The following is a 22,228-nucleotide window of genomic DNA, read 5'->3' as shown; positions in this document are numbered from 1 at the left end:
ATGAGATTGGTTCCGAATGAGATTGGTTGACATCGCGGCGGGGGTCACAAGGCGTCGACGGAGAGGTCCATCACCGAATCGTCGACGTCGCGGGCGATTGCGGATTCGGCGATCACCACGGGCAACACGTTGCGAGCGAAGAACTCGGCGGCGGCCACCTTGCCCTCGTAGAACGCGCGGTCTCGGCTGCGCCCCGCCTGCGCCGTCGCGAGTGCATCTCGCGCGACGTCGGCGCCGCGGAGAAGCAACCAGGCCACCACGAGGTCACCGAGCATGAACATGAGGGGCGTGGTATTCAATCCGACGCGGTAGACGTTGGTCGCGCGGCCACCTTCGGACCGCGGATCAGAGGCCGTCAGGTCGGCGACCATTCCGGTCACCACGTCGCGGACGGCCTGGGCAGCCTCCGCCAGCAAGGCGCTCTCCCCCGCCGGCCCCTGTTGTCCGTCCCGACCGGCGAAGCTGGTGATCTCGCCGAAAAGATGATCGACGGCGACACACTTGTTCCTCGCGATCTTGCGGAAGAACAGGTCTTGCGCCTGCATCGCCGTCGTGCCCTCGTACAGGGTGTCGATCTTCGCGTCGCGCACGTATTGCTCGATCGGGTGGTCCTGCAGGTAACCCGAACCTCCCAGGGTTTGCAGCGATTCGGTACCGAGGACTGTCCACGACCGTTCGGAGCCATAGCCCTTGACGATCGGGAGAAGGAGATCGTTCACCGCCTCGGCCAGTCGGATGTCGGAGCCGTCGGCGGCACCGATCGCGATCTCGTCCTGCCACGAAGCCGCGTACAGAACCAATGACCTGAGACCCTCGGCATAGGCCTTCTGGGTGAGCAGGGAGCGTCGGATGTCCGGATGGGCGGTGATGGGAACCCGTGGGGCGCCGGGATTCGAACCCTGAGCGAGGTCTGCACCCTGCACCCTGTCCTTGGCGTACTCCAGGGCGTTGAGGTATCCCGTCGAGAGTGTCGCAATCGCTTTGCAGCCCACCATCATCCGTGTGTCCTCGAGTACGTCGAACATCTGGTTGATCCCGTCATGGACCTCACCGAGGAGCCACCCGCGAGCCGGCCCGTCCGCGCCGAGCGTCATCTCGCAGGTCGCCGACACCTTGACCCCCATCTTCTTCTCGATCCTGGTCGCATACACCCCATTGCGCTCACCCGTGAGTTCGCCGGTCGCGACGTCGAAGTGATACTTCGGCACCAGGAACAGGCTGAGGCCCTTGGTTCCGGGTCCACCCGCTCCCTCGACCCCGACCGGACGGGCGAGCACGAGGTGGAGGATGTTGTCGGCCAGATCGTGCTCGCCGGCGGTGATGAACCGCTTCACCCCGACGAGGCTCCACGTACCGTCGTCGTTGCGCGTTGCGGTTGTCTTCCCGGCGCCGACGTCCGAACCCGCATCCGGTTCGGTGAGCATCATGGTCACACCCCAGTGTCGCGAGGCGACGATCTCCGCGATCCGCTTGTCGCGCTCCGTTCCGCGTCGCCAGACCACCCGGCTCCCGGTCGGGAAGGCCAGGTAGGTCCAGAGGGTCGGATGAGCCCCGAGGACGAACTCCGCCAGCGCCCAGTTGAGCGAACTCGGTGCGGCGGTGCCGCCGAGCTCGGGAAGCACGCGAAACCGCCACCACTCGGCGTCGAGCCACGTCTTGTAGGTGGACGCGTAGGACGCCGGTACCGCAACTGTTCCCGCGGCGGGATCGAAAGTGGTCTCCGCGCGGTCGGACTCGGCAAAGGAGTCGGCGAGGCGCTCTCGTGCCAGCTGCTCCACTTCCCGCAGAGCCATCCGCGCGGTCTCACCGTCGACTTCCCGGAACGGTCCGACGCCGAAAACCTGGTCGCGACAGAACAACTCGAACAAATTGAACTCGACGTCGCGCAAGTTACTCCGGTAGTGCCCCACTGTCGATCACCTCTCCCTCCACCGACGCGCTCACCGGGATTCCCGTGTCAGCGGCGCCGACGCCCTCTGGTTCTGTCAGTCCTCGGCCCGTGCGTAGATCGGCAGGAGTACCGCCGCAGAGTCGACGAGCATCTTGGGATCGACCAGCAGGTGCTGTGTCGCGACGTGCATGTCCCGCACGTAGCGGCCGAGTGTGCTGGTGGAACCGATGCTCTTGCTCCCACCCCAGCGATGGGCGAACTCCACCGCGTCCAGGGCGACCTCGTGCACCCACGACAGCATCTGGGTGACGCGGGCGACGTGCTCGGGAGTGATCGGCTCACCCGCGGCCACAGTATTCTCTGCCGTCTTCGTGACGTCGTAGACGTAGAGTCGGGCAGCGCGGAGATTGGCTTCCTTCCGGGCGAAGTCGATTCGGAAGAAGTCGGCTTCGCCCACTGGGATCGTGTAGTTGGGACGCATCTTTCCCGTCGTCAGGTCGGCGACCAGTTCCAGTGCACGAGTGGCGATGCCGAGTGCGATCGAGGCGTGCGGCAGGCCACCGGCCAGTTCGTTGGTCAGTTGGTACATGACATCCGGCCGCGTCGGCGTGCCGCCGAAGGTCGGTGTCGTGTACTCGGCCGGTACGAACTGTTTGGTCACCCGGTAGTCATGGCTGCCGGTGCCCGCGAGACCCCAGACGTCCCAGTTCTTCGTGAACTCGACCTGGTCTTTGGGCATCAGAGCGATGCGTGCCTGTGGCTGACCGTTCTCACCCAGAATCGGAGCACCGTTCTCGTCGGCGACGATGAAGCCGGCTCCGATCCAGGTCGCATGGTCCGAACCGCTGGCGAAGGAATAGTCGCCGTCGATGATGTAGCCGCCGTCGACCTGGATGCCCATGTGCCGGGGCAGGAGCTGACCGGCCGCGATGAAGGGACGATCGGCGCTGAACACGGTCGCCGCGACCTCCGGTGCAAGGTAGCCCACGACGCCGGCAGTACCCCACTCGCTGGCCATCCAGGCCCAGCCCACCGAGGCGTCGGCCTTGGTCACCTCCTCGAAGACGCGCATACCCTCGCTGGGCAGCAGACCCCCACCCCCCAGGTCCTCGGGGATCAACATTCCGTGCAAACCCAACTCGACCAATGCATCGGCCACGGGCTTGGTGATGGTGCGCTCCCGTTCGATCGCCTCGGCCTCGTCGCGGATCAGCGACGCGATCGAGCGAGCACGCTCGAGGTAGTCCGCCTCCCTCGAGGACGCTTGGGTGGCTTCGGGGCTCAGAACTTCGGTCATGACGATGCCTTCCGTGCAGAGATGTCCGTCCGCCGTGGCCGCTTCGATCCAGCGGGACACGACCGGCGTCGGGTGAACTCTCGGTGTTCGACGTTCCCCCGCCGAATCACCGGATGTGAGTAAGCTAACATAGTAAGTACTAATGTCAATACCTGATTTTGCAGGTAGTACGGTTGTTGACCATCCGCACCAGGCATAGTAATCATTAACCAACGTTCCCAGCCTCGCGGCGAACCGAGTTTCACGGCCGCACCGAATTCGCGGTCGGGCGAATACATCGAGGAAGCAGGATTCCCGCCATGCGCATCGGCACAGTTCTCGGCCACGGCCGAAATTTCGATCAGATCGCCTCCGAGACAGTGGATTACGAGTCAGTCGGGCTCGATTCGGCAACTCTCGGCGAGGCCTACACCTTCGACGCGGTGTCCCAGCTCGGATTCCTGGCCGCGCGGACCACGTCGATCGAGCTCGCCACGGGGATTCTCGCGCTCGACGCACGAACTCCCGCAACGCTGGCGATGACCGCGGCCGGGCTCGACTACGTGTCGAAGGGGCGGTTCCGGCTCGGGATCGGCGCCTCGGGACCCCAGGTCGTGGAAGGATTCCACGGCGTCGCGTTCGAGCACGCCGTCGGGAAGACCCGCGAGACCATCGAGATCTGCCGCACGGTGTGGCGACGGGAACCGCTGCGCCACCAGGGCCGCCGATTCCAGATCCCCGTTCCGCCCGATCGTGGAACCGGTGTGGGCAAACCCCTCAAACTGATCAATCATCCGGTGCGGCCGGATATCCCCATCTCCGTGGCCGCACTTGGTGAGACCATGGTCGCGCTGACCGCCGAACTGGCACAGGGGTGGGAACCGATCTTCTTCTATCCCGAGAAGATGCAGGATGTCTGGGGCGATGCCCTGCGTCGCGGCAAGGCCAGACGCGATCCGGCCCTGGGAGATCTCGACATCATCGTCCGGTTGCCGTTCGCCATCGTCGACGATGATTCCGCGTGGCTGGATCGTGCCCGCCCCGAACTCGCGCTGTACATCGGAGGGATGGGGTCGCGCGAGAAGAATTTCTACAACTCGTTGGCGCGACGGTACGGCTTCGACGCGGAAGCCGCCGCGATCCAAGACCTGTTCCTGTCGGGCCGTCACGCGGAAGCTGCGGCGGCGGTACCCGATGAACTGGTTCGCGCCACATCGCTGATCGGGTCGGCCTCCTACGTTGCCGAACGTGTAGCCATGCTCGCCGAACTCGGCGTCGGGTTGCTCAACGTCGTTCCGATGGCCGACACCCACACCGAACGCCTTGCCGCCGTCGAGTCGCTTCGAGCACTCGTCGACTGACCACACCCCCGGAAAGCAGGAGTTATGACCCCCACGCCGAAACCCAACCCGCACCTCGACCGCGAGACGGTGCACCGCGCAGTCTCCGCGGGCAACGTCGGCTGCCTGCTGCCGGTTCTCTATCAGCTGACCGGCGAGGAGAAGTGGCTGTCGGCCCCGTACACCCCGAAGTCGCCCAGGGGTTTCGAGGAGCTGAACGACGGCGGTCTGCCGCCGGAGATCCTCGCCGAGATCCACGACGCGGTGACCGACGCGGTCCTGGACTGGTGCCACGGGAAGCCGCCGGCCGGCCCCGCCCCTGCCGGTGCTGAACTCGCCCGGCTGATGAGCGTCTCCATGGGTGAGCCGATCGGGGAGGATCACGCGCCGATGATCGCCGAGCAACTCGGCTTCGCCCCGTACCAGCCACCCGGCATCAGGGGCCGTATCCGGGACTCCCGCACCGACTTCGGTGTCGCGATCGTCGGCGCCGGGATCTCCGGTCTGCTCTGCGCGATCAATCTCGAGAAGGCCGGCATTCCGTACACGGTGTACGAACGCGATGCGGAACTCGGCGGAACCTGGTACGCCAATCAGTACCCGGGCGCGCGTGTCGACATCCCGAGTGACCTCTACTCGTTCTCCTTCCATCCGAAGAACTGGTCGGAGTACTTCGCCCGACGCGACGAGATCTTCGAATACGTGTCGGACGTGGCCCGATCGCATGGGGTCGTCGAGCGAATTCGCATGCGACACACCGTTGATTCAGCGATCTGGAACGATGAGGACCAGCGGTGGATGCTCTCGGTCACCGGCCCCGACGGCCGCCGGCAGGAGGTCGGCGCAACAGCGCTGGTGACCGCCGCGGGTCTCCACAGCACGCCGAACATCCCCGCGTATCCCGGAACCGAACAGTTCACCGGGCAGATCGTCCATTCCGCGGAATGGCCCGCCGATGTGGATCTGACCGGCAAACGGGTCGCCGTGGTCGGCAGTGGAGCGAGTGCGATGCAGCTCGTCGTGGCCATCTCCGAGCAGGTCGAGTCGATGGCGATCGTCCAGCGACAACCGCAGTGGATCACACCGAACGAGCATTACTTCGCACCGTCGGATCCGATCAAGCACTGGTTGTTCGACAACATCCCGTTCTACCGCGGCTGGTACCGATTCCGTCTCTACTGGCTCTACACCGAACGTACCTTCGCCGCGCTGCCCGTCGATCCGGACCGCGCCGCGAAGGGCAAGCTGGTCAGCTCGCTGAACGACGCGTTTCGCGCACACTTCACGGCCTACCTCGAGCGGCAACTCGACGGCGACGCCGACCTGATCCGCCGCACGACACCCGACTACCCACCGTTCGGCAAGCGTTTGCTCATCGACAACGGCTGGTTCGCCACCCTGCGCAAAGACCATGTCGAGCTGCTCACCGACCGCGTCGACCGGCTCACCCCGACCGGGATCGTGACCGCCGACGGCGAGGCACGGGAGATCGACGTGCTGATCCTGTGCACCGGGTTCCAACAACAGCGGTTCCTGTTCCCGATGGAGATTCGTGGCCGTGCGGAAACGTTGTTGCGCGACAGTTGGTCCGACGACGACGGCCGGGCCTACCTGGGTATCACGACGCCGGGCTTCCCGAATCTGTTCTTCCTGTACGGCCCCAACACCAATCCGCCCGGGGGCAGCTACATCACCATTGCCGAGGCCCAGGTCCGTTATGTCGTGGAGTCGATTTCCCGGTTGGTCACCGAAGATCTGGCCTCGATCGAATGCCGTCCGGAACCGTATGAGCGGTACAACCAGGAACTCGATGCGGCCAACGATGCGATGGTCTACGCCATGGACGGGGTCGACAGTTACTATCGCAACACCAGCGGCCGCGTGGTGACCAACTCGCCGTGGCCGGTCCACGAATACTGGGCCCGCACAGCATATCCGGACCCGAGCGACTTCGTGACCACCGCGCGCACCTGATCCGGCAGATCGCCTGTCCACGCAATTCGCCACCTCACCCGCAGACGCACCGGCCACTGCGCGCGTCTGCGGGGTGAGGTGGCGGGTTGGTGAAATACGACCGACTCCCCTGCTCGACCGCTCTGCGACGGTCGACGAGGTCAGTCCGGCAAACCGTTTCGCAAGGCGGTCGAGATCTGCTCGCGGACATCGACTTCGGTGAATCGGAGCACGGCGTCGACCGTCTTCGCCGATGCGCCGTCGTTCCGATAGGTCGACGCGAGCGCGGTCGAGATCGCACGACGCCGCTGCCGTAGGCCCTCGACCCCGGCTCCTGACACATCATGACCGAGCTCCAATTGCCGGGCCAGGTCGTCCGTCTCGGCGATGCACCGCGACAGCCGTTCAGTATCCCAATCGATGCGATCGGCCAGGTTGTCGAGGGCCTCGATGACCGCGGCCAGCTCGAGCCGTGCGGTCGTGTCGGTCAGGTGGCCGGCAACGCGGTGTGCCAGAGTGTCCCGGATCGTGGCGAAGAGCTGCCCCGGCTCGGTGGAGTAGACGGTCATGGCTCAGTATCCCCATTCTCTGTCCCGCAGCATCTTCGACAGCCAGCCGATGCTGTAGTAGACGCTGTGCGCCATGTTCGAGTAGCGCAGTTCATCGCGCTCACCGCACGAGTAGATGTCGACCGCCTGCAGGCATCCGACGGCCGTCTTGGTCAGCGACTGCACGGCCCACCAGGTGAGCGCTTCGGGTTGTGGGCGCCAGCCTCCCGCCGTCTCGTACTCGTCGAGGAAGGGCTCGAGATCGATCAGCTTGCACAGCAACGGCGAGCGCCCCCTCGAAGTCCGCTGCGCGAACCAGGCGATGTCGGCGGTCGGATCGGAGAAGTGGGCGGTCTCCCAGTCGAGCACACCGGTGATGGCGCCGTCGGCGATCACCACATTGCCGACACGGAAGTCGTTGTGGACGAGCGAGACCCGTCCCGACACCGCGTCTCGGCGATGATCGAGCCAGGCGAAGGCGAGATCAAGAATCGGAATGGGGATGTCGACGACGTCGCGATAGACCTGCGCCCACTTGTCGTTCTCGTCTTTCCCGGTGTCTTCCGGCGCCGGGACCGGACCGAGCACGGTCAATCCCAGGGTCTGCGGATCGGCGGCATGGAGACGCGCCATCTCGCGGGCGACATCGCGACCGAGTTGTTCCCGCTCCGCCGGGTCCGGGACCATCCGAGAGATCGTGGGTGGCATCGGGATCTGCCCGTGCACCTTCTCCATCGCGAACCATCCGCGCGCCCCGGCGGTGGGGACAACGGAGGCGACCACCTTCGGGACGCGCATACCGATGGCGCCGGCGGCACCGAGCAGCGCGACCTCGCGGGACACGTCGTAGTCACCGGCGATGCCGCTGACGGGTTGCCGCTTCACGGCATAGGTGTCCCCCTCCGGACCTCTCGGACCATCCCATGCGACGGTCACGAGGTAGGTCTCCCACGAGTTGCCCTCCCCACGCTTGTCGACATCGGTGAGGCGCAGGGTCCCGGCCGCGTCGAGCGCGCGATCGAGTTCGGCGGTCAGCTCGCCGAGAAAGCTCTCGGCGGTGGTGGTGGCCATCAGAAGATCGCCGCCTTCGGCCCGCCACCGTCGACCACGAGACGTTGTCCTGTCATGTATTCCGAGTCGGCCGACACCAGGAAGGCCACGGCACCGGCGACGTCCTCCGGCCGACACACCCGCCCGAACGGCGACGAGGCGTCGAGGTCGTCGATGTCGGTGCCGCGGCTGGCCGAACCGGCGTTGCTGACCAGCAGATCGACGGCGCCGAGATCGCTCGCGATGGTGTCCACCATCGACTCGACGGCCCTCACGTCGTCGATCGACACCTGATAGGCCCGAGCTCGTCCGCTGAAGGCGCCGATCTCGTCGACGACCTCGGCGGCGGCTTGGGCCTCACGGCGGTAGGTGATCGCGACGGTTGCGCCGTCCCGGGCAAGTCTCGACGCGACCGATCGGCCGACTCCTCGCGATCCGCCGGTGACGAGAGCGACGCGACCGGTCAACGGCCCCGTCACGTTGTCCCCTTGACACGGCCGGCGGGATCGTTCATCACTTCGTTCGCTCCTTCGTAGGTCTGCGGGTCCGCCTCACGCCGGATGGAGTGGGCGACACATCGCGGATCGCCGCTGCTCACGCGTGCGCGCCCGCGCGAGTCGGCCAGTACGCATCGCGCAGCGGCTTCTTGTAGAGCTTTCCGGTTGGCAGGCGGGGCATCTCGGAGATGAAGTCGAACGACCTCGGACATTTGAACTTCGCCAGCCCATCGCGGCAGAAGGCGTCCAGCCGCTCCCCCAACTCGGTCTGGTCGGCGTCGGGGTCGACCGGTTGGATCACTGCCTTGACCGCCTCGCCGAAGTCCTCGTCGGGCACGCCGAAGACCGCGGCATCGAGCACCTCGGGATGGGTGACGAGGAGATTTTCCACCTCCTGCGGGTAGATGTTCACCCCGCCGGAGATGATGACAAACGCCTGACGGTCGGTGAGGTACAGGAATCCGTCCTCGTCCAGGTAGCCGATGTCCCCGATCTTCGACATCGTGCCGTCGGCGTCCCGAGCTTCGGCGGTCTTGCCCGGATCGTTGAAGTATTCGAACGTTGCACCGACGCCCCGGAACCAGATGGTTCCTGGTACTCGCGGCGGGCATGGGTTCCCGTCATCGTCGAGGATCACCGGCTCACCCATGAACGGACGGCCGACGGTTCCCTTGTGCGCCAGCCACTCCTCGGGTGTACAGCCACAGATGCCGTTCGCCTCGGTGCCGCCGTAGTACTCGTAGATGACCGGGCCGAACCAATCGATCATCGCCTCCTTCACCGCCACCGGGCACGGTGCGGCACCGTGCACCACCACCTCCAACGACGAGAGGTCCTGCTGCCGTTCTCTTTCCGGGAGTTTGAGCATGCGCGAGAACATGGTGGGAACAACCATGGAATGCGTGATCCGGTGTTCCTCGATGAGGTCGAGGTAGTCACGGGCATCGAACCGCTTCATCACGACGATCGTCGCGCCGAGACGGATGCCGATGGCCACCGACGACTGAGGCCCGGAGTGATACAGCGGAGCGGGCGAGAGAAAACGCATGCCCTCCCGGAGGTGGAAGACCTTCCGACCGAAGTCCTCGATGTCCAGGATCTGTCCCGGGTGCGCGTCGGGCAGATTGCGCTTGATGGCCTTGGGCCGGCCGGTGGTGCCCGACGAGTAGAACATCGGAGTTCCCAGTCGCTCGTTCTCGCCTGGGGCGTCGCCGAACCCGGCGACAGCCTCGGCGAACGACTCGAATGGTCCGGGCATGGATGCGAGCTGGTCGGCGTCGACGAGGAGCCAACGACCCACCGCTGGGCACAACTGCGGTAAGTCTTGTGCTACATCGAATTTCGCCACTGTTGTGATGACCAGCTTCGACTGCGAGTCGTTGATGATGTACGCGGCCTCGCCGGCCGACAGAAACGAGTTGACCGGCGTGTAGAACAGTCCGCTGCGTTCGGCTGCGGACATCGCCACGATCATCTCGACGTGATTCTCCATGAACAGGGCGATGTGGTCGCCCGGCTCACATCCGTTCGCACGGAAGAGCGCGGCGAGTCTGTTGGCGCGCGAGTCGAGGTCCCCATAGGTGAGAATCGCATCGCTGCCCGCCATGATCACGGCCGGGCGGTCGGGGTGTTCGGCGGCGTGACGTCCGGGATACATGGGAACTCCTTCTACGGGCGGATCGGTCGCAGGAACTCGGCGACGGCCCAGCCGCCGACGCCTTCGGCGAGATCGACGGTCATCTGCCCCATCCGCACCGCGCGGTCCTCGGTGCGCTGGGTGACCGGGACGAAGTGGCGGATCGTCCCGTCGACCACGATCGTCGGCAACCCCTCTGCCTGGACGACGCCGACGTGGCGCCCCGAGTAGGTGGATTCGCCGGCGTAATCGGTGAGGACGCGGTAGTCGGTGATCGGGTGGGCGACTCCGTCGGTGGTCAGCACGGCCCCAGCCGACACCCTGATCCCTGACTTCTCGTATTCGCCGTAGGCACTGAATGCGGTCCCGTCGGCGAGCCAGCCGGCCACCCATTCCCCGGTGTAGGAATCCCATTCACGCGGACCCCACGAATGGTCCCGAAACGACGTCACCTTCTCGAGCACCCAGGTCCGCGTCCCGACCCGGATGGTCCCCGAGAGATGACCGAACTGCTCGTAATGGTCGGTGGCGAAGGTCGACTCGCCGGGCGTGCAGTCGCCGCCACCGTCACTGTTGATCACGAACATCGGACTCGATGCCTCGTAGGTGAGCGAGATCTCGCAGTCCTCGGCGGGCGCGTTCTTGAGAGCGATTCGTCCGTTCTCTGCCATCAGGGACGGATGCGTCACGCGCGCAACCGAGTTGCGGTAGGTGATCGTCGCCTTTCGAGTGGGCTCGGTGAACACGATCTCGAGGCCTTGACCGGCGAACCCGTCGTTGGTGTCCCGGGGTGTCCGACCCGCACGAAATGCGATCGCGCCGCCCGGCAGCGTCAGTTGCACCGAAGTCTCGCTGTAGCCGAGATTCGGACGGTTGCCGATGCGCACGAGACCGCCCAATTGCGAGACGGGGTCGACGAAGTTGAAGTAGACGCTTTCGTTGAAGTTGTGGACGTCGGCGGGGTCGTGTGTTCCTTCGGCGTCGGCGCCGTACTTGCACACGGTGAACGGCTGGTTGGTCATTGTGCTCCTCTGTCTGCGGCGATCAGCTCAGAAACGCTGCGCCGGCGAAGGATCGAGTGGGGGGAAGACAGCAGGTCGGCGCTCCAGAAAGGACATGACGCCCTCCCGAGCATCATCGGAGTCGACTCGACCGGCGTAGATTCGGGACTCCTGGGCCGCAGCCGGACCCGGGTGGGAGTGGAGCCACGCGCTCGAGAGCAACCTCTTGGACAATGCCACGGACGTAGGCGAGGTGTTCCGGGCGAACAATCGCGCGTACTCATGGGCGACCGACATCACCTGATCGGCTGGGACCACCTTCGTGAGGAAGCCCGCTTCGTAAGCCTCAGCTGCATCGAGGACTCGGCCCGTCAGCAACCAATCGGCAGCACGACCCAACCCGACCAGTCGCGGGAGGAACCAGGACGACGCACCTTCGGGGACGACACCCCGCTGAGTGAACACGAACCCGAACCGGGCGTTCTCACTCGCGATGCGGATGTCCATCGCTGCGGCGATCGTCGCCCCGCCGCCGATGGCATGCCCGTTCAACGCTGCGATGACCGGCTTGCACATCGAGAACAACCGCTCGCTGATCCGGCCCGCCGGCTCACGGTAACCCGTCGGGGTGTGACCGTCGACGTCCTCGACCAGCGCTCGCGACAGCGTCTCGGGCCCGTCGAGATCGGCTCCCACGGAGAAGGATTCGCCGGCTCCGGTGACGATCACCGCGCGGACATCGGGATCGCGGTCGGCACGATCCAAGGCATGGAGGGCATCCACGAGCATCTGGACCCGCATGCCGTTGCGGCGCTGCGGAGCATCGAGTGTGATGACGGCGACGCCATCCGCGATCTCGTAGCCCACCTCGTCGTACGATCTGTTCACAGCGCGTTGTGCTGCAGACGAACCCGTCACAGCCCGCCACCGCAGACCAGGACCTGTCCGGTGATGTAACTCGACTCCGGGCTGCACAACAGATAGACGGCCCCGGCCGCCTCCTCGACTGTTCCGGCACGTCCGAGGGCGATCCCCTTCGTCGCCGCTTCCATCACCGCCGGATCCATCCCGACCTTGATGTCGCGGTCCTCGACCTTGATCGTCTTCGCCTCAGTGGTCACCGACGTCAGACGCGTGCTGATCACGCCGTAGGCCACCGCGTTGGAGGTCACGTTGTAGCGTCCCCACTCCTTGGCGATGGTCTTGGTGAGGCCGACCATTCCGGCTTTGGCCGACGAATAGTTCGCCTGGCCGGGGTTGCCGAGCAGACCCGAGGTCGAGGAGATGTTGACGACCTTGCGGCAGGGAACCGAACCCTGCGCGCGCTCCCGTTTGACCGCTGCGCTGATGACCGGTTGAGCGGCGCGCAGGATTCGGAACGGCGCGGTCAGATGCACATCGAGGATGTCGGCCCACTGCTTGTCGGTCATCTTCTGGATCACACTGTCCCAGGTGTAGCCGGCGTTGTTCACGATGATGTCGACACCGCCGAAGTTGTCCACCGCGGTCGTCACGAAACGGTCGGCGAATTCGGGGTCGGTGACGCTGCCGATGCAGGCGACCGCCTGCCCTCCTGCTGACTCGATCTCGGCCACAACCTCTTTCGCCGGCTCTGGATCGAGGTCGTTGACCACCACCCGAGCTCCCTCGGAAGCGAGCTTCACGGCAACCGCACGGCCGATTCCTCGGCCCGAACCCGATACCAGCGCGACTTTGTCCTGCAGTTTCTGCACGCTCACGTGCTGCCTCCCAAGGCGTTTCGGCGTTCGTGGGGTCCGCGCGATTGCCGCGCCGCCCCACCGGTGTGGAATCTTGTGATCGTAGTCACTGGGGTGAATGCTAACTTCGGCCTATATGAAGAGTCAATAGCCCACTGACTGGTGAAATGAGCGTGTTGTTAGTGACGACTTTATGTGGTTTGGTGATGTCACCAGCCTCGAGAACACACCGAACGAAAGATGGACCATGACGAATGTCTGCATCAGCGGTGTAGGGATGATGCCCTTCACCAAGCCGGGCAAGAGCCAGACCTATGACCAGATGGGCGCAACCGCCGCGCGCGCGGCGCTCGCCGACGCGGGACTGGACTACTCCGACGTGCAACAGGCCTATGTGGGCTATGTCTACGGCGATTCGACATCCGGGCAGAACGCGCTGTACGAGATCGGCATGAGCGGCATCCCGGTCGTCAACGTCAACAACAACTGCTCGACCGGTTCGAGCGCCCTGTGGTTGGCTCGCCAGGCCGTCGCCGCCGGCACCGCCGACTGCGTGCTCGCTCTGGGGTTCGAGCAGATGCAGCCCGGAGCGCTGGTCAACGCCTACGGCGATCGCCCCAGCCCCACCGAGCGTGGCGAGAAGATCGCGCAGTCGCGGCCCGACGGCGACGCGCTCGCACCCATGGCTGCCAAGATGTTCGGTGGCGCAGGCATCGAGTACATGGACCGTCACGGAGTCACGGCAGAGGTCTTCGGCCGTGTCTCGGTGAAGGCACGGACCCACGCCGGCCGGAATCCGCTGGCGGTGTTCCGCGATCCGATCGACCTCGACACTGTGATGACGTCGAAGCAGATCTGGGGACCCTTGACCCTGCTGATGTGCTGCCCGCCGACCAACGGCGCAGCCGCAGCCATCGTCTGCAGCGAGGAGTTCGCCCGCGCCCGGGGCATCGACGCCAGCGTCCGCCTCCGCGCGCAATCGATGGTGACCGACGTCCCCGGGACCTTCGACACCACCGACATGATGCGTGTAGCCGGCTACGACATGACCGCCAAAGCCGCGGCCGAAGTCTACGAGCTGTCCGGCGTCGATCCGCTCGACATCCCCGTCGTCGAACTGCACGACTGCTTCTCCACCAATGAGGTCATCACCTACGAAGGTCTCGGACTCACCCCAGAGGGCACCGCGGAGAAGTTCGTCCTCGACGGCGACAACACCTACGGCGGTCGCGTCGTGACCAACCCGTCCGGCGGCCTGTTGTCCAAGGGGCATCCACTCGGAGCCACGGGCCTCGCCCAGTGCGCCGAGTTGGTGTGGCAGTTGCGCGGCCAGGCCGGCGATCGCCAGGTCGAGGGCGCTCGTCTCGCCCTGCAGCACAATCTCGGACTGGGCGGTGCATGCGTCGTGAGTCTGTACGAGAAGGTGTCATGATGCCTCTCGACCGAGCGATTCTCGACGTCGAGTCCCCTACCGTCGTCGCCGACATAGAACGCGGCCGTATCCGCCAGTTCGCCACCGCCATCGGCGAATACGATCCGATCCATCACGACCGTGACGCCGCGGTCGCCGCCGGCCATCCCGACGTCCTCGCGCCGCCGACCTTCCTCTTCGGTCTCGAGCTGGAGAACTCCGACGTGTTCGGCGACCTCGCGGCACACGGGGTCGACCTGGGTACGGTTCTCCACGGCGAACAGCGGTTCAGATACTTCGCCGACGTGCACGCAGGCGACACCGTCGGCTTCGCCACCCGTTACGTCGACGCCTACTCGAAAGCCGGGGGCGCCCTGGACTTCCTGGTGCGACGTACGACGGTGAGCCGCGGCGACGAGGTGGTCGCAGAACTCGAGAGCGTCAGCGTGATCAGAAATCCACAGGAACCGACATGAGCGCACCAGCCCCCGGCGACGTGGTCGCCGAATTGAGACCCGGCGCGGTGACCCGCACCACGCTCGCGCTCTTCGCCGGCGCATCAGGCGATCACAACCCCATCCACATCGACATCGATTCGGCCCGCGCCTCGGGCATGGACGACGTGTTCGCCCACGGGATGCTGTCCATGGCTTACCTGGGACGCCTGTTGACCCAGCGCTTTCCGCAGAGCAGTATCCGGGAGCTGTCGACGCGATTCACCGCGATCACACCGGTCCTCGCCGAGCCGGTCCTCACCGCCACCGTGAAAGAGCTGGTGAGCGTCGACGACGAGCAGCGCGTCGTGCTCGATCTCGACGTCCGGCTGGCGGATGGCACCCGAACGCTTGCCGGCACCGCCGTCGTGGCTTGGTCCGGTCCTGATCGGGACGCGAATGCGACACTTGCTCCATGACCGACACCACCCACGTCGCGCCCGCCTCCCTCACCCGGGGTGAACATCGAGCCGAACAGATCGTGCGAGCCGCGACCCTACTGTTCCAGGATCTGGGATATCAGAACGTCAGCATCGACCAGATCGGCTCGGCGGTCGGCCTCACCGGCCCGGCCATGTACCGGCATTTCAAAGGGAAGTACGCAATCCTGGTGCAGGCGTTGCGCAGCCAGGTCGCCCTGGTCGAAAACCTGACCGACCGGGCGGATCGAGAAGGCGCGACCCCGCAGGAGCGTCTCGATCTGTTTCTCGACGGCCTTTCCGACATCACCGCCAACGGCGACGAAGCCACCCTGTGGCGTCGAGAACAGCGACACCTGCGCGACGCCGATCGGGCCGAGTTCGAGGAGGACTTCCGCAAGAACCGCGACCGCATCGCATCGAAGATCGCCGCAGTCAGACCCGAGACCCGCAAGCAGGACCGAGAATTGCTCGGATTCGCGGTGTTGACCATGTACTCCAACACCCCCAGCGTTCGAGGCAATCTGACGCCCGAACGTCTGATCAGCGTTCAGCAGGCGATCGCTCGAGAAATCATCAACTGCCGACTCCCCGCTGTCGACACCGACGTCGTCACGGCCCCCACGCCGGCACTTCGTCGGCCCGCCGGTCGCCGGGAGCGAATCCTCACGGCCTCGACCGCCTTGTTCGACGAGCGAGGCTTCTACGACGTGCGTATCGACGACATCGCGAAGGCGTCGGAGATGTCGGTGGCGACTCTGTATCAGCATGTGACCGGCAAGACCCAGGTGCTGAGCGCGATCCTGGAGCGTGGTGCCGAAGGTCTGCTCTACGTCACCGCCGAAGCCCTCGCACACGCGACGACGCCGGCGGAAGTTCTCCGGACGCTCATCGACACCTATGTTCGCCAGGCACTCGGCGTTCATGGACGCATCATGCACATTCTCGCCGCGGACCTTCTCTATCTCTCCGACGACGAGCAGCTCCGCCTGCGCGAAACCCAGCGCGAATACATCGCCGAGTGGATGGAGGCGATCTCCGCGCTGTCCGACGAGGTGACCGGCGACGACGCGCGCGCACTCGCGCAGGCGGCGATCGCCGTCATCACCGACGTCTGCCAGAACCCCGAACTCAAGTCCCGTCCGGGCCTCGCCGAGCAACTGTCGGCGCTCGCACACGCAATGGTCATTCCCAAGGGTCTCGAACCCTCGTGATGTCCCACATTCCGAAGGAACGCACGCCATGTCCTCTTCCGAACCCCGCAGCGCCGTCGTCATAGGAGGTGCCTCCGGAATCGGAGCCGCGATCGCACGCGCGCTGGCCGCCGACGGAGCGGTGGTCACCGTCGCCGACCGCAATCTCGACCTCGCCGAAACCATTGCCGCCGAGCTGGGTTCGCCGCATGATGCCGCAGCGGTCGACGTCGTCGACGAAGACTCGGTCCGCGAACTGTTCCACTCCGTTCGAGCGCACCGCGGGCACGTGGACGTCGTCGTGAACAGCGCCGGACTCAGCGTCGCCGGAGCGGTCACGGACTTGGCCATCGAGAAGTTCCGCCGCGTTGTCGATGTCTGTCTCACCGGAGCGTTCGCGGTCATCAAGCAGGCGGCGCGGGCAATGGACGACGGCGGGGTCATCATCTCGCTGTCGTCGCTGAACGCGCGGCAGCCGGGGACCGGGATGAGCGCCTACTGCTCGGCGAAGGCCGGCCTGGCCATGCTCACCCAGGTGGCCGCACTCGAGCTCGCCGAGCGGAAGATCCGCGTCAATGCGATCGCGCCCGGAATCGTGATGACTCCCCTCACGACACCGTCGATGTCGGTGCCGGGCCTCGAGGAGGACTACCTGGCCAACACCCCGCTGGGGCGGTCGGGAACTCCCGAGGAGGTCGCCGAAGCCGCCGTCTACATGACGCACGCGTCATGGCTCACCGGAGAGAGCCTCGACCTCAACGGCGGCGCACACCTGGCCCGCTACCCGGATCTGCTGGGCCACTTCCAGCGCGCCTCGGCCGGGTGACCGACGCCTGACGCCACTCAGTCGAGCCGCCAGTCCTCGTACGCGCGTGGGTCGTTGATCGGTTCGACGTGCATCGTCACGTTCAGTCCGTCGACCGCGCTGCGCAGTTCGTCCTCGACCCGCTCGGCGAGGTCGTGTGCGCGCTGCACCGACCAGTCGCCGGGCACCAGCATGTGCATCTGCACGAATCGCTCATGACCCGCCTCGCGCGTGCGGATGTCGTGGAAGTCGATTCGATCGGCGCGGTGCGCGGCGAGGACCCGGTCGATGGTGGCCCGCTCGTCGTCGGGCAGTGCCGCGTCCATCAGCCCCGCACCGGATCGCCACACCAGCCGGCCGCCCACGACCAGGATGTTGACCGCCACCGCGATGGCGATCAGGGGATCGAGCGGCAGCCAGCCCGTGGCGGCCACCAGGAAGACGCCGACGACCACCCCGATGGTCGTCCACACGTCGGTCATGAGGTGTTTGCCGTCGGCTTCGAGTGTCAGTGACCGATGGCGGCGCCCGGCTCGGATGAGCACCCAGCCGACGACCGCATTGACGGCGGTCGCACCGATCGAGATCGCCAGTCCGACACCGACTTCCTCGAGCTCCTGCGGATGGAACAGACGGTCGGCGGCCGTGACGATGATGACGACCGCCGCGACGACGATCATCACGCCCTCGAACACCGCCGAGAAGTACTCGGCCTTCGTGTGTCCGAAGTTGTGACTCCGGTCGGCCGGCTTCGCCGCCACCCGCAGAGCCACGAAGGCTCCCACCGCCGCAACGAGATTGACCACCGACTCCAGCGCGTCGGAGAGCAGACCGACCGAACCGGTGATCCGCCACGCGATCAGCTTGAGACCGATCACGACGATCGCGGTCGCGATGCTCAGTACCGCGAACGCCGACAGATCACGGCGTGGGGTGCGCGTCGTCACGGCCATGCCCCCGGTCAGGCCGCGAGCCCCCGGCGCCGCAGCAACGGGTCTATCCGCGGTCGGCGACCGATCAGGCCTTCGTGCGCGACAAGCGGATCGACGCTGTCGCCGCGGGACAGAGTGGCGTCGGCGAATCGCCGGCCGTTCTCGCGCTGCAGCCCGCCCTCGGCGAGGAACCACTGCTCGGTCTCGGCGTCGAGCACCTCCGACCAGATGTAGCTGTAGTACCCGGCGGAGTAGCCGCCGCCGAAGATGTGGTTGAAGTACGCACTCCGGTAGCGCGGCGGGATCAGCTCGGTGTGGAGTCCCGCGTCGGCGAGCGCCTGCGACTCGAAGGTCTCGACATCGGCGATCGCCTCGGCCTCCGACACGGACAGCCGATGCCAGGCGAGGTCCAGGGAGGACGCGGCGAGGTATTCGATGGTCGCGTGTGCAGATTCGGTTCCGGCCGATTCCCGTGCCGCCTCGGCCAGTTCGGCCGGGATGGGCTCGCCGGTCTCGTGGTGCCGGGCGTAGTTGGCCAGCACGTCGGGGTGCAGCGCCCACATCTCGTTCACCTGCGACGGGAACTCGACGAAGTCCCGCGGGACCGACGTACCGGACTGCGACGGGTACTCGACCGACGACAACAGCCCGTGCAGCGCGTGTCCGAACTCGTGGAAGAGGGTGGTGAGCTGATCCATCGTGAGCAGACACGGCTGTCCGGCATCGGGCTTGGTCAGGTTCAGCACGTTCACGATGATCGGATGGGTCTGCAGCACCGACGACTGGTCGACGATGTTGTTCATCCATGCGCCACCGCGTTTCGACGGTCGGGCATAGAAGTCGCCGAGGAACAGGCCGATGCCGACGCCCGTGTCGTCGCGCACCTCCCACGCGCGTACGTCCGGGTGATACAGCGGCAGATCGGTCAGCTCGACGAAGCGCAGTCCGTACAACGTGTTCGCGGCGTGGAACACGCCCCGGGTCAGCACCGTGTCGAGTTCGCAGTAGTCCGCGAACCCGTCGAGTGGCACCGACGCCTGCGACCGCTTCTCGCGGTCGAGCCAGTACGTGAGATCGGCGGGACCGATCGGCACATCGCCCGCGAATTCGGTGAGACGGGTGAGTTCGCGGCCGCCGGCACGCATGGCCGACGCGTTGAGTTCCCGGAGCATGTCGTCGACCGCCGCCGGGTTCGGTGCGGTCTGCTCGGCGATGACGAACTCGGCATGGTCGCGGTAACCGAGCAATTCGGCGCGCCGCGCCCGCAAGCGGACGATCTCGAGGACCAGGTCGCGGGTGTCGTGCTCGTTGCCTCGAGCGCACCGGTTCACCGACGCTTCGAACACCCGTTGCCGCACATCGGCGTTCGTCAGTTCGGTCAGCACCGACTGGCTCGTCGGCAACTCGAGCGTGATGAGGTGCCCGTTCTCGTGTCCCGCCTCGATCGCGGCGCGTCGCGCGGCCGCGATCTGTCCGGCGGACAGGCCGTCGAGTTCGGTTGCGTCGCCGACGAGAACCGCCGATTCGTTGGTGTCGTCGAGGATCTTCTGGGAGAACGTCGTGGTGAGATAGGCCAGCCGGGAGGCGATCTCGCGCATCTCCTGCTGCGCGTCGGCCGGGAGTCCGGCGCCGGCGCGAACGGATTCCCGGTACCGCTTGTCGAGCAGCCGACGCTGCGGCTCGGTGAGGCCGAGATCGTCGGCGCGCGCGTGGAGGTCGGAGATGCGCTCGAACAGAACCGGATTCATCGCGATCGTGTTCGCGTGATCGGTGAGGAGCGTCGAGAGCTCCTGGGAGATCTCGTTCCGCTTCGGGTTCGTGTCCGGTCCGACGAGGTTGAAGAAGATCCCCGCCGCGCGCGCCAGGTCGCGGCCCGAGAGCTCGAGCGCCTCGATCGTGTTGACGAACGTGGGCGCTGCGACCTCGGCCGCGATCGCTTCCACCTCGGCGACATGTGACGCCATGGCCGAGGTGAACGCCGGCAGGAAGTCGTCGTCGGAGATCGACCTGAAGTCGGGGAGATCGTAGGGCAGACCGCTGTGTACCAGTACCGGATTCACGCTCGTGGCACCCTGCCCTGCAGCCATCGTCTCCCCTTCGGTCATCACTTCCCCTTCGGCTTGTCACCCACCGCGTCGGTGGAGAGCGCGGCCACGAACGCCTCCTGCGGGACGTCGACCCGGCCGATGGTCTTCATCCGCTTCTTGCCCTCTTTCTGCTTCTCGAGCAGCTTGCGCTTACGGCTGATGTCGCCGCCGTAACACTTCGCGAGCACGTCTTTGCGGATGGCGCGGATGTTCTCGCGCGCGATGATCTTGGAGCCGACCGCAGCCTGCACGGGGACTTCGAACTGCTGACGCGGGATGAGCTCCTTGAGCTTGATCGCCATCCGGTTGCCGTACGCGTAGGCGGCGTCCTTGTGCACGATCGCACTGAACGCGTCCACGGCCTCGCCCTGCAGGAGGATGTCGACCTTCACCAGGTCGGCCTCCTGTTCGCCCGCCTCCTCGTAGTCGAGGCTGGCGTAGCCACGCGTGCGGGACTTCAGCGCGTCGAAGAAGTCGAAGATGATCTCCGCCATCGGCAGCGTGTACCGCAGTTCCACGCGCGTCTCCGACAGGTAGTCCATGCCGCCGAGCTCGCCGCGGCGGGACTGACACAGCTCCATGATCGCGCCGATGAACTCGCTCGGCGCGATGACCGTCGTCTTGACGATCGGCTCGTAGATGTGCCGGGTCTTGCCCTCCGGCCAGTCCGACGGGTTGGTGACCACGTGCTCGGAACCGTCTTCCATCTCCACGCGGTAGACGACGTTGGGGGCGGTCGAGATCAGGTCGAGGTTGAACTCGCGCTCGAGTCGTTCGCGGGTGATCTCCATGTGCAGCAGGCCGAGGAAGCCGCAGCGGAACCCGAAGCCGAGCGCGACCGAGGTCTCCGGCTCGAAGGTCAGTGCGGCGTCGTTGAGTTGCAGCTTCTCGAGTGCCTCACGCAACACCGGGTAGTCGGAGCCGTCGAGCGGATACAGACCCGAGTAGACCATCGGCTGCGGCTCCCGGTACCCGGTGAGCGCCTGCTCGGCGCCGTGCCGGGCGGTGGTGACGGTGTCACCGACCTTCGACTGCCGCACGTCCTTCACACCGGTGATCAGGTAGCCGACCTCGCCGACACCCAGACCCTTGGTCGGTTTCGGCTCCGGGGACACGATGCCCACCTCGAGCAACTCGTGCGTGGTCCCGGTCGACATCATCAGGATCTTCTCCCGCGGCACGACCTTGCCGTCGACGACACGGACGTAGGTGACAACGCCGCGGTAGGTGTCGTAGACCGAGTCGAAGATCATCGCCCGCGCCGGGGCATCGGGGTCGCCCACCGGGGCGGGCACCGAGCGGATGACCTCGTCGAGCAGTTCGGTCACGCCGACACCGGTCTTGCCCGACACCCGCAGCACGTCCTCGGGTTCGCATCCCACGATGTGCGCGAGCTCGGCGGCGTAGCGCTCGGGGTCGGCCGCGGGCAGATCGATCTTGTTCAGCACCGGGATGATGGTGAGGTCGTTCTCCATCGCCAGATACAGGTTGGCGAGCGTCTGCGCCTCGATGCCCTGCGCGGCGTCGACGAGGAGCACCGCACCCTCACACGCCTCGAGCGCGCGCGAGACCTCATAGGTGAAGTCGACGTGCCCGGGGGTGTCGATGAGATGCAGGACGTAGTCCTCGTCGCCCGCCGCGGACTTCACCGTCCAGGGCAGACGCACGTTCTGCGCCTTGATGGTGATGCCGCGCTCGCGCTCGATGTCCATCCGGTCGAGATATTGCGCCCGCATCTGCCGCTCTTCGACGACGCCGGTGAGCTGCAGCATCCGGTCCGCCAGCGTCGACTTGCCGTGGTCGATGTGGGCGATGATGCAGAAGTTCCGGATACGTGCCGGATCGGTGAAGGTGGTGTCGGCGAAGTTGGGAATGGGAACTACTCCTCGAACGAGAACTGCGGTAGAGAACGGATGCGGATACAGGTTGTGGTCCAGTTTCTCATGACCGGCCGACGCTTCGCGTCCGGCCACGTCT

The 22,228-nt window shown here is 65.8% G+C and carries 19 protein-coding genes; 7 read left to right on the top strand and 12 right to left on the bottom strand.

What is annotated here, in order from left to right:
• Positions 1–44 precede the first annotated feature (44 nt).
• Entirely contained in the window at positions 45–1,910 is a 1,866-nt protein-coding gene (locus tag AB4Z55_RS11565) for an acyl-CoA dehydrogenase (RefSeq protein WP_248643022.1), read from the bottom strand.
• Between the two features lie 75 nt (positions 1,911–1,985).
• Complete coding sequence (locus AB4Z55_RS11560; protein WP_239402487.1) at positions 1,986–3,188, bottom strand: acyl-CoA dehydrogenase family protein; 1,203 nt, start codon at positions 3,186–3,188, stop codon at positions 1,986–1,988.
• A gap of 299 nt (positions 3,189–3,487) precedes the next feature.
• On the opposite strand from AB4Z55_RS11560, the gene AB4Z55_RS11555 reads away from it, so the two are divergent.
• Entirely contained in the window at positions 3,488–4,528 is a 1,041-nt protein-coding gene (locus AB4Z55_RS11555; RefSeq protein ID WP_239402488.1) for an LLM class F420-dependent oxidoreductase, read from the top strand.
• A 24-nt stretch (positions 4,529–4,552) separates the two neighbouring features.
• Entirely contained in the window at positions 4,553–6,481 is a 1,929-nt protein-coding gene (locus AB4Z55_RS11550) for an NAD(P)/FAD-dependent oxidoreductase (RefSeq protein ID WP_248643023.1), read from the top strand.
• Positions 6,482–6,621: 140 nt separating this feature from the next.
• Here the strand turns inward: AB4Z55_RS11550 and AB4Z55_RS11545 are convergent, their stop codons facing one another.
• From AB4Z55_RS11545 to AB4Z55_RS11515, 7 genes are all read right to left on the bottom strand, one after another.
• Positions 6,622–7,029, bottom strand: a complete 408-nt coding sequence (locus AB4Z55_RS11545; protein ID WP_239402490.1) for a hypothetical protein — start codon at positions 7,027–7,029, stop codon at positions 6,622–6,624.
• A 3-nt stretch (positions 7,030–7,032) separates the two neighbouring features.
• On the bottom strand, positions 7,033–8,079 hold the full coding sequence (locus AB4Z55_RS11540) for a phosphotransferase family protein (RefSeq protein WP_004023048.1): 1,047 nt from the start codon (positions 8,077–8,079) through the stop codon (positions 7,033–7,035).
• Positions 8,079–8,537, bottom strand: coding sequence for an SDR family NAD(P)-dependent oxidoreductase (locus tag AB4Z55_RS11535; RefSeq protein WP_248643024.1), 459 nt, complete (start codon positions 8,535–8,537; stop codon positions 8,079–8,081). The genes AB4Z55_RS11540 and AB4Z55_RS11535 overlap by 1 nt, the downstream gene beginning before the upstream one ends.
• A gap of 115 nt (positions 8,538–8,652) precedes the next feature.
• The gene (locus tag AB4Z55_RS11530; protein ID WP_239402492.1) at positions 8,653–10,212 is read right to left on the bottom strand and encodes an AMP-binding protein; all 1,560 of its coding nucleotides are present in this window, start codon (positions 10,210–10,212) and stop codon (positions 8,653–8,655) included.
• Between the two features lie 11 nt (positions 10,213–10,223).
• Positions 10,224–11,213, bottom strand: a complete 990-nt coding sequence (locus tag AB4Z55_RS11525; protein ID WP_239402493.1) for a hypothetical protein — start codon at positions 11,211–11,213, stop codon at positions 10,224–10,226.
• 27 nt (positions 11,214–11,240) lie between these two features.
• Positions 11,241–12,080, bottom strand: coding sequence for an enoyl-CoA hydratase-related protein (locus tag AB4Z55_RS11520; protein WP_369519743.1), 840 nt, complete (start codon positions 12,078–12,080; stop codon positions 11,241–11,243).
• Between the two features lie 26 nt (positions 12,081–12,106).
• Complete coding sequence (locus tag AB4Z55_RS11515) at positions 12,107–12,931, bottom strand: SDR family NAD(P)-dependent oxidoreductase (RefSeq protein ID WP_369519742.1); 825 nt, start codon at positions 12,929–12,931, stop codon at positions 12,107–12,109.
• A gap of 226 nt (positions 12,932–13,157) precedes the next feature.
• On the opposite strand from AB4Z55_RS11515, the gene AB4Z55_RS11510 reads away from it, so the two are divergent.
• Genes AB4Z55_RS11510 through AB4Z55_RS11490 form a run of 5 tightly spaced genes read left to right on the top strand, consistent with a single transcriptional unit; the run spans position 13,158 to position 17,253 of the window.
• The gene (locus tag AB4Z55_RS11510; protein ID WP_369519741.1) at positions 13,158–14,342 is read left to right on the top strand and encodes a lipid-transfer protein; all 1,185 of its coding nucleotides are present in this window, start codon (positions 13,158–13,160) and stop codon (positions 14,340–14,342) included.
• Positions 14,342–14,797, top strand: a complete 456-nt coding sequence (locus AB4Z55_RS11505; RefSeq protein WP_248643028.1) for a MaoC family dehydratase N-terminal domain-containing protein — start codon at positions 14,342–14,344, stop codon at positions 14,795–14,797. Before AB4Z55_RS11510 ends, AB4Z55_RS11505 begins: the two co-directional genes overlap by 1 nt.
• Positions 14,794–15,234: a MaoC/PaaZ C-terminal domain-containing protein gene (locus AB4Z55_RS11500; RefSeq protein ID WP_004023056.1), complete on the top strand. Its 441-nt coding sequence runs from the start codon at positions 14,794–14,796 to the stop codon at positions 15,232–15,234. The genes AB4Z55_RS11505 and AB4Z55_RS11500 overlap by 4 nt, the downstream gene beginning before the upstream one ends.
• A complete protein-coding gene (locus AB4Z55_RS11495) occupies positions 15,231–16,448 on the top strand; it encodes a TetR/AcrR family transcriptional regulator (RefSeq protein ID WP_248643029.1) in 1,218 nt (405 codons plus the stop codon). The genes AB4Z55_RS11500 and AB4Z55_RS11495 overlap by 4 nt, the downstream gene beginning before the upstream one ends.
• Positions 16,449–16,476: 28 nt before the next feature.
• Positions 16,477–17,253 (top strand): SDR family NAD(P)-dependent oxidoreductase, encoded by a 777-nt coding sequence (locus AB4Z55_RS11490; protein WP_248643030.1) that lies wholly within the window; start codon positions 16,477–16,479, stop codon positions 17,251–17,253.
• 17 nt (positions 17,254–17,270) lie between these two features.
• Here the strand turns inward: AB4Z55_RS11490 and AB4Z55_RS11485 are convergent, their stop codons facing one another.
• The 3 genes from AB4Z55_RS11485 to lepA are packed head-to-tail and all read right to left on the bottom strand — an operon-like array spanning position 17,271 to position 22,176.
• Positions 17,271–18,185 (bottom strand): cation diffusion facilitator family transporter, encoded by a 915-nt coding sequence (locus tag AB4Z55_RS11485; protein ID WP_004023059.1) that lies wholly within the window; start codon positions 18,183–18,185, stop codon positions 17,271–17,273.
• 8 nt (positions 18,186–18,193) lie between these two features.
• Positions 18,194–20,269, bottom strand: coding sequence for a M3 family metallopeptidase (locus AB4Z55_RS11480; RefSeq protein WP_369519740.1), 2,076 nt, complete (start codon positions 20,267–20,269; stop codon positions 18,194–18,196).
• Entirely contained in the window at positions 20,269–22,176 is a 1,908-nt protein-coding gene (gene lepA, locus AB4Z55_RS11475) for a translation elongation factor 4 (RefSeq protein WP_275425840.1), read from the bottom strand. Before lepA ends, AB4Z55_RS11480 begins: the two co-directional genes overlap by 1 nt.
• Positions 22,177–22,228 lie beyond the last annotated feature (52 nt).

This window comes from Gordonia sp. ABKF26 (assembly GCF_041103195.1).
Classification (GTDB): domain Bacteria; phylum Actinomycetota; class Actinomycetes; order Mycobacteriales; family Mycobacteriaceae; genus Gordonia; species Gordonia terrae.
This window is presented reverse-complemented; position numbering and strand designations above follow the sequence as displayed.